Consider the following 19,939-nt stretch of genomic DNA (forward strand, 5'->3'; position numbering starts at 1 on the left):
GCCCTGACCGGCGCATCTGCCCTGACCGGCGCATCTGCCCTGACCGGCGCATCTGCCCTGACCGGCGCATCTGTCCTGTCCGGCGCAGTTACCCTGACCGGCGCATCTGCACGGGCCATGCCTGCCTGCACCGTTCTGCCTCGAACGGTGCAGCTTCGTTTCCGTCCGACAAAAAATCATGTTTCATTGGCGAGTGCCCTGCGTCGGGTGATGCCGCAGGTTCATGGTTCGCATGCAGCATCCATCGCCGCGTGGCCGGGAACACCATTGTCCCGCCCCGGTGGCGAATGGGACGCGGCAACACGGTGTGCGCTGGCGCACAAACTATAACATCGTCTCATGCCGTGGACGCACCATCGTCATGATGGCAAACTTGCGGCAGCGGTGCGGACGGTGTGGAGCCATTGCCAGGACAGCGCTTTGATCGGAGCACGCAGGTCCGGAACGATAGTTCTTGTTTTCACGATCTAAACATCCTGTTGTTTTTTCCGATATTGCAGATAGGATCAATGGTTCTACCGTGCGCACGGGGTGCGCGCGGAATCACCCAGACGGGGGTCATGATGGGCATTCGGCAAAAACTCTTTCTCCCCTTCGCGCTGTCGGTTCTGTTGCTGGGCGGCGGTGCCTACTGGTTTCTGGCTGGCGAACTGACGGACCTGAAGGGGGTCTTCCTGCGCCAGATGGCGCGGGCCAAGGCCAACGAGGTCGGCCAGTCGGTGGAACTGCTGGCGGCGCAGGCCCTGGAACAGGCCGCGCTGTTCTCGCAGTTGCCGGAAGTGCAGGCGGCCTATGCCACGGCGCTTTCCGGCAAGATAGACGACGAAAAGGATCCCATGGCGCAGCAGGCGCGCGAAGCCCTGCGCCGTGAACTTGCCGCGCACCTTGCCTCGTTCGAGGCGGTGACGGGGCGCAAGTTCAAGCTGCACTTCCATCTACCCAACGGGCGCAGCCTGGTGCGGCTGTGGAGCAAGAAGCAGATCAAGCGCGACGGGCAGGACATCGACGTTTCCGACGACATCTCCACCTTCCGCAAGACCGTGATGGACGTGAACCGCACCGGCCAGCCCATGAAGGGCATAGAGGTGGGGCGCGGGGGCTTCGACATTCGCGGGGTTTCGCCGGTGAAGGGCGCGGACGGCAAGCAGATCGGTTCGGTGGAAGTGCTCATCGAGTTCGCTCCGCTGCTCAAGATCGCCTCCAGCGCCGAGGGCGAGGACGTCCTGCTGTACATGAACGCCTCTCTGGGGGCGCTGGCCCAGGGCATGAGCGACACCGCAAAGCATCCGCGCGTGGGCAACGACTTCATCTTCGCCTCGGGAAATCCGCAGATTCCCGCCGCCGCGCTGGTCACCCCGCAGCTGCTCCAGGCGGGCAAGCAGGGGCTGAGCACCGCAGAGGGCGGCGATACTGCCCTGGTGGCCTTCCCGGTCAAGGATTACCGGGGCGAGCAGGTGGGCGTGTTCGTGCATGCCTCGAACATCAGCGGGGCCACGGCCATCTTCGAACGCTTCTCGGGCATCATGCTGGGGGCGCTGCTGGCGCTGCTGGTGGTGCCGGGGGTGGTGTTCTCCGTGCTGGTGTCGCGCTTCGTCACCACGCCGGTGTCGCGCGTGGTGGCGCTTATCCGCGACATCACCGAGGACCGCGCCAACCTGAACGACCGCCTGAACGACGCGGGGCGTGACGAGATCAGCCAACTGGCCCGGTGGTTCAACCGGCTCATGGGCAAGATCGAGGACATCCTGTGCTCGGTGGAAGGCTACAAGAACGTGGTCAACGCCATCCCCGACCCGGTGTTTGCCGTGGACGACGAGTACAACATCATCCTCGCCAACACCGCCGTGGCCCGCATCGCCGGGGTGGACGACGGCGAGAAGGTGCGCGGTCGCCGGTGCAGTTCCATCTTCAACGCCTCCATCTGCGGCACCTCCAAGTGCCCCATCAACCAGGCCATGCAGCGCGGTGGCCGGTACGAGGCGGACATCGTGGAGCTGAACATCCTTGGCCAGACCCGCTACGTGCGCCCCTACGGCGACATCGTGCGCGACTGCCACGGCAACAAGGCCGGATATCTGGAAGTGGCCAGCGACGTGAGCGAACTGGTGATGAAGGAACGCGACCTGCACGCCCACATGGCGCGCATGGAAACGGTCAACGCCGAGCTGGTTTCCGTGGCCGGGCAGGTGGCCGACGCCACCGGGGCCATCGAGAGCCAGACCGAGGGCGTGATGCGCGGCACAGAGAACCAGCGCGGGCTGATCACCGAATCGGTGACCGCCATCGAACAGATGAACGCCACCATCATGGAGGTGGCGCGCAGCGCCGCCAATGCCTCGCGCCAGGCCGACAGCGGTCAGGCCCGTGCCCAGGAAGGGGCGCGGGTGGTGGATGAGGCGGTGACGGCCATCGGCCAGGTCAGCAACCTTACCGGCGTGCTGCGCGGCAACCTTGGCGAACTGGGGCGGCAGGCGGAATCCATCGGCCAGATCATGAACGTAATCAGCGACATCGCCGACCAGACCAACCTGCTGGCGCTGAACGCGGCCATCGAGGCGGCCCGCGCCGGTGACGCCGGGCGCGGCTTTGCCGTGGTTGCCGACGAGGTGCGCAAGCTGGCGGAAAAGACCATGAACGCCACGCAGGAAGTGCGCCGGTCCATAGAAACCATCCAGTCCGGGGCCACGCGCAACATCGCCAGCATGGAAGAGGTGGCCGGTGCCGTGGACAACGCCACGACGCTGGCTGGCCGCTCGGGCGAGGCGCTGCGCGAAATCGTGGCGCTGGTCAACGACACCTCGGCCCAGGTCACGGCCATCGCCACGGCGGCAGAGGAACAGTCCGCCGCCAGCGAGGAGATAACCCGCAGCGTGACCCAGGTCAGCGATCTGTCCGACGACACCGCCCGCCGCATGGAAGAGGCGGCGCGGGCCATCAACGACCTTGGCGCGCTGGCCGCGCGCCTGCGCGAGATCGTGCAGGGCTGACGCCCGCGCGGTGCATGATGCAACACGGCCCGCTCCCGCAAGGGGGCGGGCCTTTTCGCGTTCGGTACCAGGGGGCGGATGGGGGGGGGCAGGGAGGCGGCACGGAACGGAAGAGCGCGTCCCGGCAGCGTGGATGGGCGAGCGTGAATGGGCCAGCGTGGCCGGAAGTGGCGGCGGGTACATGGTTGCCGTTCTTGGTGGCGTTCATGGTGTGTGGTTGCCGGTAGTGATGCGTGATGGGCGCCCGTGCACCGGAAAAGGGCGGGGGCAGGTGCGTTCGTGCCATGGTAGGCCGGGGTCGACTGGGGGCGCATGGGGCCGACCGGGGTTGACCCGGGTTGACCGGGAGCGCATGGGGCAGCCTTGGGCCGCCTCGGGTCGAGCGGGGCAGCCTTGGGTCGAGCGGGACAGCCTTGGGCCGCCGGGGGTAGCTTGGGGCGGCGTGGAGCGATTCGGGTCGACCTGGATAAATAATGGTGGTGCGTGTACGCACAAAGTGGAGTATTGTTGACACCAGTTGATTGTAGGTGCTAGTCGGACGAAGAGATGGGCGCAGGCCGGAACATTCCGGCCTTCCCGACGGACCATGCGGTGCCGCGTGCGGCACCGGGGGTGGCATGGCGGGTGGCTGCCCGCCGCGAGAGTGCGCGGCGTGCGGCCGATTGCGAGTGCCGGATGGTGGGTGCGCCGTGTGCCTGTAAGGCGCGGGGTGTGCCAACGAGCGCCGAAGCGGGCCGTGCGCCCGCAGTGTCTGCATGCGCCGTGCGCCATGCATGCGTAAGGACGCGCGAATGGCCAAGACCACCTTCACCCTTGCGGAAGCGGCGAACCTCCTGAGCTGTCACAAGGAGACGCTTCGCCGCGCCATCAAGGACGGTACGTTGCGGGCTGCCCGCCTGGGGCGCGGCTACCGCATATCGCGCAGTGACCTGGAAGCCTTCTGGACCGCGCAGGGCGGCGGAGCGCTGTTCGGTGACGGAGAATCCCCGGCGGATATGCCGCCCGCGGAACGACCGGCGCCGAGCAAGGCCAAGAAACCGGAAGGCCCCCGACAGCTAACCCTTCCCACATCGTGAGGAGGTGCGCATGGGTTCGGACATGACCTGCAGGGCGATGGAAGACATTTCGCTGCGCAACGACGCCGGCCACGACATCGCATTCAAGGGGCGCCTGTTCTCCGAATGCTCGTGGTACGACGACGAGACCGGCGTGCTCACCCGCCAGAAGCTCTACGTCACCGAAGACAACGAGCAGATCTACTACATCGTTTCCGGCAGCGGTGCCGCGCGCAGCCGCCGTGCCTACCGCCTGCGCGTGGAAGGTGACCGTTGCGTCATCAATAACGGCGCGTGCGACATGTCCATGCAGCTCGACATGCTGCTGCTGGCCGTGCGCGGCCTGTGCGGGCTTGATGCCGCACCTTCCGACGCGGCCCTGCTGGCCAGCGTGGAAGAGACGCTGAAGGCCGCCAACGGCTAAGGCCGCCCCATCCCCTTGCGCGAATTTCGGGCGCGCACCTTCCGGCAGTGGTCGGAGGGTGCGCGTTTTGCGTTTTCTGGCGCACGCATGCGTCATGGGGCAGTGGCACGGCGGGCAGTGGCACGGCGGGCAGGGGCTTCGTCTCCGGCACGGGGGATGCCCGGCGTCGATTCGGACACGCGCGTGTTCCCCGCGCGAGTGAAACGACGGTCCGGTCCGGTCGTCATGCCGTGGACCTGCGCGAGAACCCCGGCACAGAACCCGCGCCCGTTGCGGCGGCGGGCCGGTCTTTCATCGGGGTTGCCTTTTCCGACAGATAATGTTCCTGTCACAATGTCCGGGTATCTTTTGCCGACAGTGTCCGGATTTGCGCCGGGCACCATGGAGGAAGCCATGGCATTGACCAAGCAGTTCCTGAAGGGCAGGCCCGCCTGCAAGGTGAAGTTCCGCTTGGAGGCGGACGAGGTGGGACAGGCCACCGAGGTGTACCTTGTGGGCGAATTCAACGATTGGGACGAACGGGCCACCCCCATGCGCCGTCTGAAGGACGGCGGGTTCACCGCAGAGGTGGAACTGGAGACGGGGCGTGAATACCGCTTCCGCTACCTGCTGGCGGGCGGCGCTTCCGGCTGGCTCAATGACGGCCGGGCCGACAGCTACGAGTACTGCCCCTTCGCGGGGACCGACAATTCGCTGGTGAGCGTCTAGGCATCCGCCCGGCAGGGCGGCCCTTGCGCCGCCCGTTCCGCCGGGTGGGGACGCTTCGCGCCCTTCGCCTTTCTCCATCCGCCGCCGTCTTCGGTTCGGTCCGAAGTGCGTGCGCCCGTGAACGAGTTCCGTGGGCGCACGTCCTGCGGTCACGCGTCCGGTGCAACGCGTGCCCCTGTGTCGGGCTGCCGCGCCGTCCGCCGGGAATTTCCTCTTGTGCTGGCGTGAATGTTTCACGGCTCTCCTTGCCAACCTCCCGAAACGGTTATAGCATTGGTGTAATCAACCGGCCGGGGGGCGGGTCGCCGTGAGCATGCAGGGGCGGAAGGTCCATGTCGCAGACCGCAGCGCAGAGCATCAGGGATTTCGACTTGCTCGAAATGCCCATGGAAGGGGTGGCCGCCTACTGGCTCTCCCTGAAGAAGCTGGTGGGCAACCGCCGCAACTTCAAGGGGTTGGACCAGGAGGCGGAGTTCACCTCCGAACCTTTCGTGCGGCATCTGCTGGAGATCACCTTCAGCGGCGACATGGACGAAGAGCGCATACGCCGTTGCGCCGCCGCGCGGGGTGACCTGCTGCGCGGCGAACTGGAGCGGCGGCTGGACCTGATGCGCGTGGCCGTCCTGGACGTGGCCGGGGGCGAAAACCCCCTGCGCACCATGGCCCGCATCGCTGCCCGGTATCCCGTTCCGCCCATCACCACCGAAAAGGCACTGGGCTACGCCCAGGAACTGTTGCGCCAGGCCGGGGAAAAGCCCCCCGCCGAACGGTTCTTCGACGTGTCCCACCGCTTGCAGGACGACAGGCTTGTGGTGGCCCTGCTGTTCTACGTCCTGCTTTCCCGCCATCATGGCAGAATGGCCTGCCGTCCTTTCCTGGAGCATCTGGGCTCGCGTTTCTTTGCCGACGGCATGGCCCTGGTGGCTGACGGCTTCGACGTGCCTTTCGTACGCAAGTGGTTGAAGAAACACAAACAGGTGTTGCTGGACGACGTGCGCGACAAGATGTCCATGTCGGTGGAACTGGCCCTGGGCATCAAGGCCCGGCTGGGCTACGACGACGTGTTCCGCATTGCGCGTTCCTACATGCGCTAGGGGCGGTTCCCTTCCGGAATACTCTTCGCGGGCGACAAGGGACAACAGGGCGCAGCAGGCCGCGACAAGGGGCGACAGGGCGTAACAGGGCGTAACGGGGCGTAACGGGGCGCAGCAGGGGGCACCAACGCAGGGGGTGGACCATGGCGGGCAACGGCGGGGGCGGGGCGCAACGGCCAGGGGTCCGATTGCTGCGACTGGTCCAGGGGGCCGCGCTGGGGCTTGGCGCACCGCTGGGCTGGCAGGTGCTGCGCTGGCTGTTCGATCTTACGCCCATCCATCCCCGGTACGAACTGGTGCTCAACGTGTACATGGCGGTGGGCGGGGTGCTGGTGTTCGCCGTGTTCGGCTACCATCTGGGCCGCAAGGAACAGCGCCTGGAACGGCTGACCCTGGTGGACCCCCTGACCTCGCTGTACAACCGCAGGTATTTCGAGCTGATGCTGGAAACGGAGTTCGCCCGGCACCTGCGCGACGGCACCGACCTTTCGCTGCTCATGCTCGACCTTGATCACTTCAAGCAGGTCAATGACACCTGGGGCCACCAGGAAGGCGACCAGGTGCTGATGACCCTGGCGGGCATCCTGCGCGCGGGCCTGCGTGCCCAGGACGTGGCCGCGCGGGTGGGCGGCGAGGAATTCGCCGTGATCGTACCCGGCGTGGGCGGCGCGGGTGCCCTGGCCGCCGCCGAGCGGTTGCGCATTGCCGTGCGCGACGGCATTTTCCTGGTGGGGCCGGGCACGCGCATTCCGGTGCGCATCTCCATCGGCGTGGCCAGTACCGAACGGCTGGCCGTTTCCGGCCCCACGGAGTTGTTCCGCCTGGCGGACGACGCCCTGTACCGGGCCAAGGGGCTGGGGCGCGACCGGGTGGAACCCGCGTGGCCGGGCGGCGCCGAGGACCAGTTGGGTCCCTGCTGAGGGCGTCGGTTGCATTGTATCGTGTCGGCATGGCCGCCATCAGGGTCATTGGTACGGCGTGGACCACGCATCGTCCGATGCCTGCGTGGTCCCGGTTGCTCCCGTCGCTTCCGGTCCCCCCGGTCCTCCCGGTTGGCCCGGTTGGCCCGGTTGGCCCGGTTGGCCCGGTTGGCCCGGTTACCCAGATTGCCATGACGCCGCGAAATGTTCATGGTACAGGGCTGCGGGGCGTCGACGGCCTTCCGCCCGCGCGGCCACGAGCCCACGCGCACGGCCCGGCACCAGCCGGACCACACGCGAATCCGGCCATATTCCGGTCACCCCCGCTCATGACATCCCCCCACGGAGGACTCCCACGCATGCAATCCCACGGGTTCGATCTCGTTTTCGAGCGCACCGTCCATGAACTGAACAGCCGCATCCGCCTGTGGCGCCACGGCGCTACCGGCGCGCAACTGCTTTCCTGCTGCAACGCCGACGAGAACAAGGTCTTCGGCGTCACCTTCCGCACGCCCCCGTCCGACTCCACCGGGGTGGCGCACATTCTTGAACATTCGGTGCTCTGCGGGTCGGAAAAGTACCCGGTCAAGGAACCCTTCGTGGAACTGCTGAAGGGTTCGCTGCAAACCTTCCTGAACGCCTTCACCTATCCGGACAAGACCTGCTACCCGGTGGCCTCGGCCAATCTGCAGGATTTCCGGAACTTGGTGGACGTGTACCTCGACGCGGTGTTCTTCCCGCGCATCACGGAAGAAATCTTCCGGCAGGAAGGCTGGCACATCGAGGCCGAGGTGCCGGAAGGCCCCTTTGCCTACAAGGGCGTGGTCTACAACGAGATGAAGGGCGTGTATTCCTCGCCGGAATCCATCCTGTCCGAGCAGTCGCAGCAGGCGCTGTTCCCGGACATCACCTACGGGCTCGATTCCGGCGGCAACCCAGAACACATCCCCGACCTGACCTACGAGCAGTTCGCCAACTTTCACGCCACCTACTACCACCCCAGCAATGCCCGCTTCTTCTTCTGGGGCGACGACCCGGAAGAGGACCGGCTGGCCTGCCTGACCGCTGTGCTGGCGCGCTTCGAGCGCATCGAGGCGGATTCCGCCGTGCCCTTGCAGCCCCGCTCGGACACGCCGCGCATGCTCGAAATCCCCTACGCCGCCTCCGAGGGCGACGACCGGGGCATGGTGACCATGAACTGGCTGCTGTGCGAAACCGCCGACGTGGAACGCAACTTCGCCTTCGAGATGCTGGAGCACATCCTGCTGGGCCTGCCCGGCTCGCCCCTGCGGCGCGCGCTGATCGAATCGGGCCTGGGCGAGGACGTGGCGGGCGTGGGGCTGGAAAGCGACCTGCGGCAGATGTATTTTTCCGTGGGGCTCAAGGGCATCGAGCCGAAGACCGCATCCGACGTGGAAATGCTGATCATGGAAACCCTGGCCGACCTGGCCGAGGACGGCCTGCCCGCCGACGCCGTGGAAGCCGCCGTGAACAGCGTGGAATTCGCCCTGCGCGAGAACAATTCCGGCCGCTACCCGGTGGGCCTTTCGGTGATGGTGCGCAGCCTGACCACCTGGCTGTATGACGGCGACCCGCTGGCCCTGCTGCAATGGGAAGCACCGCTGGCGGCCATCAAGGCGCGCATTGCCTCGGGCGAGCGGTACTTCGAAGGGCTGATCCGCGAATGGCTGCTGGACAACCAGCACGTGGCCACGGTGCTGCTGACCCCGGACCGCACGCTGGCCGACCGGCGCGAGGGCGCCGAGGCCGCCGGGCTGGAGGCGTACCGCCAGGGCCTGCGCCAGTGCGAGCGGGTGGCCCTGGTGGAGGAAACCCGCGCCCTGCGCAGCCTGCAGGAGGCCCCGGACAGCCTGGATGCCCTGGCCACCATCCCCGGCCTGAAGCTGGAAGACCTGCCGAAGGAAAACCGCCCCATCCCCAGCGAGGACAGGCAGGCGGGCGCCGTGCCCGTGCTGTTCCACGACCTGGACACCTCGGGCATCGCCTACACCGAAACCCTGTTCGACCTTTCGACCGTGCCCGCTTCCCTGGTGCCCCTGGTGCCGCTGTTCGGGCGCGCCCTGTTCGAAATGGGCACCACCAAGCGCGACTTCGTGGACCTTGGCATGCGCATCGCCCGCAAGACCGGCGGCATGGATGCGGATACGCTGTTCGCCACCACCCTGGGCGCGCGGCAGCCCGTGGCGCAACTGGTGGTGCACGGCAAGGCCACCTTCGACAACGTGCCCGCGCTGTACGACCTGCTGTCCGAAGTGCTGCTGGAAGCGAAATTCGACGACCGCGAGCGCTTCCAGCGCATGGTGCTGGAAGAAAAGGCCCGCCAGGAGCACGTGCTGGTGCCGTCCGGCCACGGCATCGTCATGGCCCGGCTGCGCGCGGGCTACAATGCGGCGGGCTGGCTGGACGAGGCCACCTCCGGCGTGTCGTACCTGGCCTTCCTGCGCACCCTTGCGGAACGTCTGGAAAAGGACTGGGACGGCGTGCTGGCCGACCTTGCGGCACTGCGCGCCCTTGTGGTGCGCCGTTCCGGCTGCCTGATGAACCTTACCGCCAATGCCGAGGGCGCGAGCATGGTGTCCGGCCCGGCCGCCACCCTTGCCGCCGCGCTGCCCGATGCGCCTGCCGCGTCTGCGGTGGCCGGGTGGCACTTCCACGGCACCCCGGCAGAGGCCGAGGCGCTGGTCATGCCCGCCCAGGTCAACTACGTGGGCAAGGCGGCGGACCTGTACGGCCTTGGCTACACCTATCACGGGTCGGCCAACGTGGTGTTCAAGCACCTGCGCATGGCCTTCCTGTGGGACAGGGTGCGCGTGCAGGGCGGGGCCTACGGCGCGTTCTGCGCCTTTGACCGGGCCAGCGGCCTGCTGACCCAGGTTTCGTACCGCGACCCCAACGTGGCCGCCACGCTGGACGTGTACGACGCCACGGCGGACTACCTGCGCCGCGTCTCGCTGTCGTCCACGGAACTGGCCAATGCCATCGTGGGTGCCATCGGCGACGTGGACAGGCACATGCTGCCCGACGCCAAGGGCTCCGCCGCGCTGTACCGCAGCCTGGTCGGTGATTCCGAGGCGGCACGCCAGCAGATGCGCGACGAAATCCTTTCCACCACCAACGACCACTTCCGCGCCCTGGCCGAGGTCATGGCCGAGGCGGCCCGCACGGGCCGGGTGGCGGTACTGGGCGGTGCCGCGCTGGAACGCGTGGCCGGGGAGAAGGGGTGGCGCGTGGAGCGGGTGCTCTAATCCGTGGGCTCTGGCCGGTCTGTGGCGGGCGCCGTTGTTCCCGCCAACGCAACGGCCCTGTTGCGCTGGCCGGTCACACGGTATAGGAACAGCCAGACCACGCCCCACATCGCGAGGAAACCCATGAAGCAAGCCATAGACGTGTTTCACGAGTACATCGCCCGCAACGGCCTGAAGGTAACGCCGCAGCGCATGCTCATCGTCGAGGTGTTCATGAGCGCGGGCGGTCACCTGACCACCGAGGAACTGTACGAGCGGGTGAAGGCCACGGATCCTTCCGTGGGCCAGGCCACGGTGTACCGCACCATGAAGTTGCTGTGCGATTCCGGCCTGGCCAAGGAAGTGCACTTCGGCGACGGAGTGGCCCGTTACGAGCAGAAGTACGGCAGCAAGCACCACGACCATCTCATCTGCGAAGCCTGCGGAGAGAACATCGAGGTGCTGGACGACGAGATAGAGCGGTTGCAGGAAGACCTGGCGCGCCGCCACGGCTACGTGCTGACCTCGCACCGCATGTACCTGTTCGGGGTGTGCGGCAAGTGCCGCTCGGACGGCAAGCGCCGCCCCCCCCGCGAAGACTGAGCACCGCTCCGTCTCCGCCACCCTGTCCCCCAGTCCGTTTCCGGTCGCTTGGCCGGTCATGGGGCCGCTGCATGCCGCAGATCACGGGCCGTCCTTCGGGGCGGCCCGTTTGCGTTGCATACCCGTGGAGGCACCAAGGCATGCAAAGATGAGTTTGCGTTGATAACTTTTGTTTTCACATCGGGCGACGAGGGTGTTCTGTAACATGCCGGGATAGAACGAAAGATGCTTTCCGGGCGGTCTGGCACGCCTCTTGATTAAGAGGGTGCGCACGCCCTCCGCACTGCCGGCGGAGGTGGCAAACCGCAAGGAGGAGCACTTTAGCATGGCAACCAACGACAACAACGTCGTCGTCGACCACGGGCACTCGCGCCTGTCCGACCTGTGGACCAAGGAAGATTACTGGGCCATCTGGCTCGGCTTCGCCATCATCATCGCGGGCATTTGCGTCTACCTGCTGAATCCCCCGGCGGAATACGGCGAAAAGATCGCCAAGGCCAACGCCGTCATGGCCGCCGAGGCGCAGCGCGCCCCGTTCAAGACCCTTGCCTACTACAAGGCCCAGGATGACAAGTCCAAGGTCAAGGCCATGGACAGCCCCACCGGCAAGGCCATTTCCGCCTTCCTGAAGACCCCGGGCGGGTGGAGCGACAATCCCCTCGATTCCTTCCACGTGAGCAAGGAAGCCGCCGACGCCAAGGCCGCCGCCAATGCCGAGAAGGCCGTGGAAGCCAAGACCAAGGCCGATGCCGCCCTGGCCGCCGCCGTGGCCGCCGAGACGGCCGCAGCCGACGCCGCCTTTGCCGACGCCAGCCTGAACGACGGGGCCAAGGCCAAGATCGCCGAATGGCGCGCCGCTGCCGCCAAGGCCAAGTCCGCCGCCGACAAGGCCAAGTCCAAGCCCATGAACCTGCTGACCAGCCTGCCGTTGCTCATGGTGGGCATGGGCCTGTTCTTCGCCATCGGCATGAAGTTCATGGGCAAGTCGGTACCCGGCTTCCTGATGGGCTTCATCGGCGTGTTCGCGGTGGCGTGCCTGGCCACCATGATGGGCAGCCAGGCCACCATGAAGTACTGGGGCATCGGCACCGAGGCGTGGGCCATCATCATCGGCATGCTCATCGCCAACACCGTGGGCACGCCCAAGTGGATCAAACCCGCCCTGGAAGTGGAATACTTCATCAAGACCGGCCTTGTGCTGCTGGGCGCCGAAGTGCTGTTCGACAAGATCATCGCCATCGGCATTCCCGGCATCTTCGTGGCCTGGGTGGTCACCCCCATCGTGCTCATCTGCACCTTCATCTTCGGCCAGCGCATCCTGAAGATGGAATCCAAGACCCTGAACGTGGTCATCTCGGCCGACATGTCGGTGTGCGGCACCTCTGCCGCCATCGCCACCGCCGCCGCGTGCCGGGCCAAGAAAGAGGAACTGACCCTTTCCATAGGTCTTTCGCTGGTGTTCACCGCCATCATGATGATTGCCATGCCCGCCTTCATCAAGGCCGTGGACATGCCGCAGATTCTCGGCGGCGCCTGGATGGGCGGCACCATCGACGCCACCGGCGCGGTGGCCGCTGCGGGTGCCTTCCTGGGTGAAAAGGCCCTGTACGTGGCCGCCACCATCAAGATGATCCAGAACGTGCTGATCGGCGTCACCGCCTTCGGCGTGGCCGTGTACTGGTGCACCCGCGTGGAATGCCGCGAGGGGCATTCCGTGGGCGTGGGCGAAATCTGGCACCGCTTCCCCAAGTTCGTGCTGGGCTTCCTGGCCGCGTCGATCGTCTTCTCGCTGATCAGCGGCAGCCTTGGCCCGGACATGGGCAAGGCCCTGCTTGACCAGGGCGTGCTGAAGGGCCTTACCGCCTCCGCGCGCGGCTGGTTCTTCTGCTTGGCCTTCACCGCCATCGGCCTTGCCACCAACTTCCGCGAACTGGCCCACTACTTCAAGGGCGGCAAGCCGCTCATCCTGTACGTGTGCGGCCAGAGCTTCAACCTGGTGCTTACCCTGGCCATGGCCTACGTCATGTTCTACATCGTGTTCCCCGAGATAACCGCAAAGATCTAGGGGACATGTCGGAGCCCGTCCCTTTCCGCGGGGGCGGGCTCCCCCTTCAGGGAGCCTTCATGCGACAAGCGTTGGGTCATACCATCATTGGGCGGCTTGCCGCCCTTGGCGTTTCCGTGGCGGTGCTGTGGGTGTTGTTTTTCGTTGCCGGTCCGCTCGTTGTGGCGCACCTGCCCGCGTTGCAGCACTATGGCGAGGTGCAGGACATCTACGGCATCCGCAGCGGGCAGCTGTACTACACCGATGTCGAGATGTCGCAGCAGGCGGAAATCAATTCCCGCTCCACCTGGCGGTTTACCCCCACGGGGCCCACGGTGGCCGGGCGTGGCGGGGCACAGGAGGCGGCCAGCCCGGCTGGCAGGCCCGTGGCAGCCGTACCCGCATCCGGAGCCTCCGGTACGGCCAACTGAAACCGCAAGGCCGCAGGCTTCCGGCTGGCGGCCTTCCCGGCGGGCCGCGCAGGCCCGGGGCTTTCGGCGTGTCCGGTGTTTCTTGACGGGGGCCATGGCGGCGGCTAGGCTGACGCACCCCCACATCACAACGAGGCGGTCGGAGCCTCCGGCCGTTCCCGCCCATGTACATTCCAAAACCGCACACCCTGCAACACAAGTTCCTTGCCGGTCTGGCCGTGGCGGTCATCGGCCTGGGCGGGCTGTTTGCCACGGTGCTGTACATGCATCTGCGCACGGTGCTGGAAGAAGAGGTGCACGCAAAGGCCCGCCTGGTCTTCTCGCAGATCGACGCCATCCAGGGGTTCGTGCGCGAGGCGCTGCGCCCGCGCATGATGGAAACCCACCCCGGCGAATTCATCATCGAGGCCATGTCCTCGTCGTACATCTCGCGTCAGGTCATGGACCGCATGGACAGTGACGGCGCGGGGCACATCTACCGCCGCGTGGCCATGGGCGCGCGCAATCCGTCCTTCGAGGCCACCCCCCACGAACGGGGGCTGATCAGTCACTTCCGCCTGCATCCGGAACAATCGCTGTGGACCGGCTACGACACGGTGGGCGGCAGGCAGTACTATGTCATCGCCCGTCCGGTGGCCTTTTCCGCTCCGTGCATGGTCTGCCACGGCGACCCGGCGGACGCCCCGCCGCAACTGGTGGAAATGTACGGCGACAGGGGCTTCGGGCAGGAACTGGATGGCATCGCCGGGCTGGACTACGTGGGCGTGCCGGTTTCCGATGCGGTGTCGCACCTGCGCCAGTCCATCACCACCTATTTCGCCTTTCTCATCGTGTGCGCGCTGATCTTCTTTTCTTCGGCCAACGTGGTGTTCCGCGTGCTGGTGGTGCGCAACCTGCGCCGCCTGACCGGGGTGTTCCGCCGGACTTTAGGTGAGGGGGGTGAGGGCCCCGATGGAGCAGACGGAGCAGACGGAGCAGACGGAGCAGACGGAGCAGACGGGCCTGATGGAGGGGGCGGGGGTGACAGGCCCGCCGCGCTCATCGCACGGCTGGAGCAGGGCGACGAGATCGAGGAACTGGTGGACGGCATAGAGCAGGTGGCCCACCACCTGGCCGACGCCCGCGCCCGCCTGCAAAGCTACGCCGACAATCTGCGCCAGATGGTGGACGAGCGCACCGCAGAGCTTTCGCGCGAGGCAGGCGAGCGGCGGGCCGACGTGGACCTGTTCGTGAAGCTGTTCGAGGACATGCGCGGCCTGCGCACCCGCGACAAGCTGTGGCGCTACGCGCTGCCGCAGATCGCCCGGCGCTTCGGCGCGCGGCGCATCGCCTACGTGTGCACCTTTGCCTCGCACAATTTCTATGCCTGGCCGGAGCGCGACCAACGGCCCGACCTGCCCGCGCCGCTGGCCGACGTGCTGACCGGCGGGTGCGCCCTGCTGCGCGGTGCCAGCGTCTTCGTGCCGGTGGAGGCGCAGGCAGGCGCCGCCGAAGGGCTGCTGTGCCTGGAATGGGACGACGCCGACGACGCGGCGCGCCAGAACCTGGACGTGCTGGCGGCGCTGGGGCGGCAGCTTGGCACCGTGGCCGAAAACCTGTCGGCCCTGGACCGGCTGGTGCGGCACATGGACGTGCTGCAATCGGTGTTCGAGGGCATCCGCGACCCGCTGGCCCTGGTGGATGGTTCCGGCGCGGTGATCATCGCCAACGAGGGGGCACGGCGGCTGTCGCTGGAGCTTTCCGGCGGGTCCGCGCCCTCCGGCGACCTGCTGGCCGCCCTGCGTGGCGGCGATGGTGAACGCCCGGCCAGTTATGCCGGGGATGGCGGTGGGGCCGGTCGGACCATGGGCGGCACGCCCGTCCCGGCGCAGGGGGCGGAATCGCGCGAGGTGGTGCTGCCCGGCGGGCGCTCGTTCATGGTCAACCTGTACCCGCTGGCGCGCGGGGCCGACGAGCCGGGCCGCGCGGCGGTCTACGTGCGCGAGACCACGCTGGAAAAGCGCATGTTCGCGCAGGTCAGCCAAAGCGAGAAAATGGTCACCGTGGGCAAGCTGGCCGCCGGGCTCGCCCACGAGATCAACAACCCGCTGGGGGTCATCCTGTGCTACGCCGAACTGCTGCGCCGCAATACCGGCGATGCCCAGCAGCAGGCCGACCTTGACGTGATATTGCGGCACACCCGCCAAGCCCAGCGCGTGCTGCGCGACCTTCTGAACTTTGCCCGGCCCAAGGCCGCCGGGGCCGCACCTGCGGACATCGCCCGCGTGGCGCGTTCCGTGGCAGAGGTCTTCGCGGTGCAGGCGGCCAAGAAATTCGCCACGGTGACGGCGGAAACAGAGCCGGATCTGCCCCCGGTGACGGCGGGCGAGCAGGCCCTTGAACAGATTTTCAGCAACCTCGTGCTCAACGCGCTGGACGCGCTGCCCGCCTCGGGCGAGGGCAGGGTGCGCATTCGGGTGCGGCGGGGCGAAAACCCCGGCGAGGTGGTGGCCACCGTGGCCGATTCCGGCACCGGCGTGCCCGACCACCTGCGCAAGGACGTGTTCGATCCGTTCTTCACCACCAAGGAAATGGGCACGGGGCTTGGCCTTGCCGTGGTCTACGGCCTTGTGGTGGACGCGGGGGGCAGCGTGACGGCGGGCGACAGCGCCGAACTTTGCGGGGCGGAATTCACGGTGCGCCTGCCGGTGGTGGGCGCCGTCTGCCCCACGCCGCCCGCCGCGCCCGTGCCCCTGCCAGCACGGGGTGCCGCCGCCCCCAGCCCAGCGCCCACCGCGGAACCCGGCCCGGCTGCCGGTGTACCGGCGGACAGTGACGCCCCAACCCGGGAGGAATGATGCCCCACAGGCAGCACGTGCTCATCGTGGATGACGAACCGGACTTCGCACGGGGGCTTTCGCGGCTGGCCGCGGAACTCTTTCCCGAGGTGGTGGTGGCACAGGCCTTTTCCGGTGCCGAGGCGCTGGACTACCTGCGCGCGCAGCGGGTGGACGTGCTGCTCACCGACCTGCGCATGCCCGGCATGACCGGCCTGCAACTGGTGCCCATGGCGCTGGAGCAGGACGCGGACCTGAGCGTGGTGGTGCTGACCGCGCACGGCTCCATCGAAACGGCGGTGGAGGCGTTGCGGGCCGGGGCGTACGATTTCGTGGCCAAGCCCGTGGAGCCGGAGCAACTGGCCCGCGTGCTGGGCAAGGGGTTGGAGCGCAGCCGCCTGCTGGCGGAAAACCGCCGCCTGCGCGACGTGGTTTCGCTGGGCACGGGGCGCGACGGCCTGGTGGGACAGGGGCAGGCCATGCAGGCCCTGCGCCGCACCATCGCCACCGTGGCCCAATCGGACTACACCGTGCTGGTGCGGGGCGAATCGGGCACCGGCAAGGAAATGGTGGCGCGCACCATCCACCGGCAGAGCCAGCGTGCGTCCATGCCCTTTCTGGCCGTGAACTGCCCGGCCATTCCGGAACACCTGCTGGAAAGCGAACTGTTCGGCCATGTGCGCGGGGCCTTCACCGGGGCGGAGCGCGACCGCAAGGGGCTGTTCGGCATGGCCGACGGCGGCACCGTGCATCTGGACGAAATAGGCGACATCTCGCAGGCCATCCAGACCAAGCTGCTGCGCTTTCTGCAAGAGGGCGAAATCCGCCCCGTGGGGTCCGGCCGTACGGAAAACGTGGACGTGCGGGTGGTGGCATCCACCAACCAGGACCTGGAGGCGCGCATGGCGTCGCGCGAGTTCCGCGAGGACCTGTTCTACCGGCTCAACGTGGTGACCATCCGGGTGCCCCCGCTGCGGGAACGGGTGGAGGACATCCCCTTGCTGGTGGTCACCTTCCTGCGCAATGCCTGCGACGAACTGGGCCTGCCGCAGAAGACCGTGGCCCCGGACGTGCTCGACCACCTGACCGGGCGTGACTGGCCGGGCAACGTGCGCGAACTGCAAAACGTGGTGCGCAGGCTGACCCTGTTCAGCGCCGGGGATGTGCTGGGCATGGATACGGTGCGCCACGTGGCGTTGGGCGGCCATGGCCGCACGGGCGACTGGCTGCGGGCACGGCGGGGCGGTGGCGATGGGGCCGCGGCCCCCGGGGTGCAGCATGGCGAGTTGGGCGGCGCGGCGGCATCCGGCGGCCTTGGGGCGGGAGCCACGGCGACGGCAGCGGCGACGAAGGCGCAAGGCCCGGCGGGTGCGATTACCGTGGTGCCGTACAAGGCGGCCAAGGCCCGCGTCACCGACCAGTTTACCCAGGGCTACCTGCGCGACCTGCTGGCCCAGACCGGGGGCAACGTGTCCGAGGCGGCACGCCTGTCGGGCCTGTCGCGGGTGGCCATCCAGAAGATGGTGGCGCGGCTGGGGATGGATGTGGGCGAATTCCGCCCCTAGGGCTGTATCTGAATGGTCTTGGCTGTCTATCAGTAGATATTCGTTTTTTTTGGGGTGCTAACCGTTTCTGTTTGGCAATGAACAGGGATAGATGCACTGTTGTAGTGCAGATTATATTCTTTAGGGTGTAATTCGGAGCTCATTTTTGCCCATTGATTTTTGTGAGACGGTGCTTTCTAAAACTTTAGAAAGCCCATATTGCATTGGTTTGGAAGTTGCCATCGGTGAAGCCTTTGGGTTTGTTGACGCGAAAGTGCTAGCCTCAACGGGCAACAGCAGCGCCCTTGTATCCTCGCAGCTGGCGGAATGAACTTTTTGCATTTTTCGTCGTAATGCGCTGTTTTTTAACGTTATATTTGCGTAACTGGTGTTGGCCCGATGGCCTGGAGCCTTTCTTTTTTCCTCCAAGGACGCCACCCCCAATTCTGTACCAGCTAGCCACCCGTAGAAGGGTGTGGAACAGTGCGGTAGTAACAAATCAAATTCAAGGGTAGAGTAGTAAAATCACTGCATTACGCGTCTTGTTTGTGGTTGGCTTGCTGGAGGTTTTCGTATAATTTACTAGAGAATAAAGGCTGAAGTGAGCTAATATGATAGATTTAAAAGTTATCCGCTCAAAAGCTGCCAAACTCAAAAAGGGTCAGAGTCCTCGTGTACTCGACCTGTTCTCAGGGTGTGGCGGGTTGTCTCTCGGTTTCCACGCTGCCGGGTTTAATATCGCTGCGGCCATTGAATATAACAAAGAAGCTGCCAGATCTCATGGCGTTAATTTTCATCCTGGCGACCCTGCTCATTCTCAGGCACGGGATATAACCCAGACTCAGCCTCAGGATTTTACCACTGCTCTTAACCTTGGGCCCGCTACGACGGCTTTCGACGTAATAATCGGAGGTCCTCCGTGCCAAGCGTTTGCCAGAGTTGGTCGCTCAAAGCTCAGAGAAGTGGCAGATCATCCGGAAGCCTATAGACACGACCAAAGGGCAAGACTTTATATAAATTATCTGGATTATGTTGACGCCTGTATTCCTCTGGCCGTTGTCATGGAGAACGTGCCGGATATGCTGAATCATGGCGGGCATAATATCGCCGAAGAGGTCGCAGAAGTCCTTTTCAATCGGGGCTATGTCTGTCGCTATACATTATTAAATGCAGTTCATTACGGCGTTCCGCAGATGCGGGAACGGATGTTTCTCGTCGCCATTCATAGAGAGGTTGCAGATACTGTAGCATTTCCAGGTGCGACGCATGCCTATGACTTACCAACAGGTTATGAAGGGACGCGAAGTTGCGCCCTGAAGCTTCTGGTTGGTAAAAGTTCTTCTTATTCCCCCGCACCGGTCGCCCAGGCTTCTCTTCCGCCTGCCATAACCGCAAAGCAAGCTCTTCAGGATCTTCCGGCTATTGATGCCAGAAAAATGTTGGCAACTGGCGAACTGAAGCGGGGTGCCCGCCGCTTTGATCTCCCTGTGTCATGGAAAGGGGAGCAGCAGCTTTCTCCTTATGGAGAATTAATGCGTACTTGGCCCGGATTTGCCGGGACTGAAGAAATTTTTGATCATGTAATACGCTATCTGCCAAGGGACTATGAGATTTTTGCGCGACTTAACCCTGGAGATCAGTATCCTGAAGCGTTTAAGATGGCTGAGGCCATGTTTGCAGAAACTCTTCGAAAGGCTGAACAGGCCAGCGGGAAAAAAATAAAATCGAATTCGTCCGCCTGGAAAGCTCTTCGTGAGCGTATTGTTCCTCCATACGATCCTGGAAAATTTCCTAATAAATGGCGGAAAATGGAGGCGGACGCCCCCAGCCGTACCCTCCTCGCCCACCTTGGAAAAGACAGCTATAGCCACATTCACTATGCCAGTGAGCAGGCAAGGACGATCTCTGTCCGAGAGGCGGCACGGCTGCAATCATTTCCTGATGGTTTTGTCTTTTGCGGAACCATGAATCCAGCGTTCCAGCAGATAGGAAATGCTGTCCCTCCTTTACTTGCAAAAGCGATTGCAGAAACCTTACTCCAACAGCTCGTTTCTGATGGGAAGTGATC

At 65.4% G+C, this 19,939-nt stretch carries 14 protein-coding genes; all 14 read left to right on the top strand.

What is annotated here, in order from left to right; genetic code table 11:
* Window positions 1–330: hypothetical protein (locus ABWO17_RS01005; protein WP_353115164.1), on the top strand; the 330-nt coding region annotated here is incomplete at its 5' end.
* Window positions 331–563: 233 nt separating this feature from the next.
* Window positions 564–2,987 carry a methyl-accepting chemotaxis protein gene (locus ABWO17_RS01010; RefSeq protein ID WP_353115166.1) on the top strand — a complete coding sequence of 808 codons (2,424 nt, stop codon included), beginning with the start codon at window positions 564–566 and terminating at the stop codon, window positions 2,985–2,987.
* A 791-nt stretch (window positions 2,988–3,778) separates the two neighbouring features.
* Window positions 3,779–4,063, top strand: coding sequence for a helix-turn-helix domain-containing protein (locus tag ABWO17_RS01015; RefSeq protein ID WP_353115168.1), 285 nt, complete (start codon window positions 3,779–3,781; stop codon window positions 4,061–4,063).
* 10 nt (window positions 4,064–4,073) lie between these two features.
* On the top strand, window positions 4,074–4,466 hold the full coding sequence (locus tag ABWO17_RS01020) for a hypothetical protein (protein ID WP_167123502.1): 393 nt from the start codon (window positions 4,074–4,076) through the stop codon (window positions 4,464–4,466).
* Between the two features lie 393 nt (window positions 4,467–4,859).
* Window positions 4,860–5,174 (top strand): isoamylase early set domain-containing protein, encoded by a 315-nt coding sequence (locus ABWO17_RS01025; protein WP_353115170.1) that lies wholly within the window; start codon window positions 4,860–4,862, stop codon window positions 5,172–5,174.
* A gap of 332 nt (window positions 5,175–5,506) precedes the next feature.
* Entirely contained in the window at window positions 5,507–6,268 is a 762-nt protein-coding gene (locus ABWO17_RS01030; RefSeq protein WP_353115172.1) for a hypothetical protein, read from the top strand.
* A gap of 188 nt (window positions 6,269–6,456) precedes the next feature.
* On the top strand, window positions 6,457–7,188 hold the full coding sequence (locus tag ABWO17_RS01035) for a GGDEF domain-containing protein (RefSeq protein WP_353115174.1): 732 nt from the start codon (window positions 6,457–6,459) through the stop codon (window positions 7,186–7,188).
* 359 nt (window positions 7,189–7,547) lie between these two features.
* Entirely contained in the window at window positions 7,548–10,454 is a 2,907-nt protein-coding gene (locus tag ABWO17_RS01040; RefSeq protein WP_353115176.1) for an insulinase family protein, read from the top strand.
* Between the two features lie 123 nt (window positions 10,455–10,577).
* Window positions 10,578–11,036: a Fur family transcriptional regulator gene (locus tag ABWO17_RS01045; protein ID WP_353115178.1), complete on the top strand. Its 459-nt coding sequence runs from the start codon at window positions 10,578–10,580 to the stop codon at window positions 11,034–11,036.
* Window positions 11,037–11,361: 325 nt separating this feature from the next.
* Window positions 11,362–13,101 carry a YeiH family protein gene (locus ABWO17_RS01050; RefSeq protein ID WP_353115180.1) on the top strand — a complete coding sequence of 580 codons (1,740 nt, stop codon included), beginning with the start codon at window positions 11,362–11,364 and terminating at the stop codon, window positions 13,099–13,101.
* Between the two features lie 59 nt (window positions 13,102–13,160).
* The gene (locus ABWO17_RS01055; RefSeq protein ID WP_353115182.1) at window positions 13,161–13,511 is read left to right on the top strand and encodes a hypothetical protein; all 351 of its coding nucleotides are present in this window, start codon (window positions 13,161–13,163) and stop codon (window positions 13,509–13,511) included.
* A 164-nt stretch (window positions 13,512–13,675) separates the two neighbouring features.
* Window positions 13,676–16,348 carry a c-type heme family protein gene (locus tag ABWO17_RS01060; protein WP_353115184.1) on the top strand — a complete coding sequence of 891 codons (2,673 nt, stop codon included), beginning with the start codon at window positions 13,676–13,678 and terminating at the stop codon, window positions 16,346–16,348.
* Window positions 16,348–17,892: a sigma-54-dependent transcriptional regulator gene (locus ABWO17_RS01065; protein WP_353115186.1), complete on the top strand. Its 1,545-nt coding sequence runs from the start codon at window positions 16,348–16,350 to the stop codon at window positions 17,890–17,892. Before ABWO17_RS01060 ends, ABWO17_RS01065 begins: the two co-directional genes overlap by 1 nt.
* A 590-nt stretch (window positions 17,893–18,482) precedes the next feature.
* Complete coding sequence (locus tag ABWO17_RS01070) at window positions 18,483–19,937, top strand: DNA cytosine methyltransferase (RefSeq protein WP_353115188.1); 1,455 nt, start codon at window positions 18,483–18,485, stop codon at window positions 19,935–19,937.
* Window positions 19,938–19,939: the final 2 nt, after the last annotated feature.

The sequence above is a fragment of the Nitratidesulfovibrio sp. genome (assembly GCF_040373385.1).
Taxonomy (GTDB): domain Bacteria; phylum Desulfobacterota; class Desulfovibrionia; order Desulfovibrionales; family Desulfovibrionaceae; genus Cupidesulfovibrio.

Coding starts and splice junctions, on each gene's coding strand:
- ABWO17_RS01030 (WP_353115172.1), top strand. CDS start 5,507: ATGTCGCAGACCGCAGCGCAGAGCATCAGGGATTTCGACTTGCTCGAA.
- ABWO17_RS01010 (WP_353115166.1), top strand. CDS start 564: ATGGGCATTCGGCAAAAACTCTTTCTCCCCTTCGCGCTGTCGGTTCTG.
- ABWO17_RS01070 (WP_353115188.1), top strand. CDS start 18,483: ATGATAGATTTAAAAGTTATCCGCTCAAAAGCTGCCAAACTCAAAAAG.
- ABWO17_RS01055 (WP_353115182.1), top strand. CDS start 13,161: ATGCGACAAGCGTTGGGTCATACCATCATTGGGCGGCTTGCCGCCCTT.
- ABWO17_RS01045 (WP_353115178.1), top strand. CDS start 10,578: ATGAAGCAAGCCATAGACGTGTTTCACGAGTACATCGCCCGCAACGGC.
- ABWO17_RS01040 (WP_353115176.1), top strand. CDS start 7,548: ATGCAATCCCACGGGTTCGATCTCGTTTTCGAGCGCACCGTCCATGAA.
- ABWO17_RS01065 (WP_353115186.1), top strand. CDS start 16,348: ATGCCCCACAGGCAGCACGTGCTCATCGTGGATGACGAACCGGACTTC.
- ABWO17_RS01015 (WP_353115168.1), top strand. CDS start 3,779: ATGGCCAAGACCACCTTCACCCTTGCGGAAGCGGCGAACCTCCTGAGC.
- ABWO17_RS01060 (WP_353115184.1), top strand. CDS start 13,676: ATGTACATTCCAAAACCGCACACCCTGCAACACAAGTTCCTTGCCGGT.
- ABWO17_RS01025 (WP_353115170.1), top strand. CDS start 4,860: ATGGCATTGACCAAGCAGTTCCTGAAGGGCAGGCCCGCCTGCAAGGTG.
- ABWO17_RS01020 (WP_167123502.1), top strand. CDS start 4,074: ATGGGTTCGGACATGACCTGCAGGGCGATGGAAGACATTTCGCTGCGC.
- ABWO17_RS01050 (WP_353115180.1), top strand. CDS start 11,362: ATGGCAACCAACGACAACAACGTCGTCGTCGACCACGGGCACTCGCGC.